The sequence below is a fragment of the Leifsonia sp. SIMBA_070 genome (genome assembly GCF_046534635.1).
In the GTDB taxonomy this organism is placed as follows: Bacteria; Actinomycetota; Actinomycetes; order Actinomycetales; family Microbacteriaceae; genus Leifsonia.
Genome location: NZ_JAWRYK010000125.1, coordinates 1 through 310, shown reverse-complemented (window position 1 = coordinate 310; position 310 = coordinate 1). Strand labels below are relative to the sequence as shown.

The window sequence follows — 310 nt, the reverse complement described above, 5'->3', positions numbered from 1 at the left end:
AGGTGAAGGCCAGGAACGCCACCGTGTAGGCGAACGCTGCCAGCAGCATGAACAGCTCGCTGTACTCAGCGAGTGTGTAGTCGATGGAGGGCATGTCTGGCATTACGAGTCCTTACCTGTTTCCTTCTCCTGAGCGGCTTCGCTGTCCACCGCTGATGCTCCGGGCTTAGTTGGCCGGTTTGTGCTGTGCTCTGTGCTGTCGTCGCCGGACTCCGGCGCGGATGAGCCCCCGGCGCCATTGTCCTCCACTGTGTTGCCGCCCGCCAACCACTGCTTTTCCAGCAGGGTTCGGATGGCTGCAGCCTCGCTG

1 protein-coding gene is annotated in these 310 nt (G+C 62.3%); it reads right to left on the bottom strand.

Annotated features, from left to right (window positions below; all coding sequences use genetic code 11):
- Positions 1 to 102: 102 nt before the first annotated feature.
- The coding region (locus SB754_RS19695) for a hypothetical protein (RefSeq protein WP_410784081.1) at positions 103 to 310 on the bottom strand (208 nt) is incomplete at its 5' end.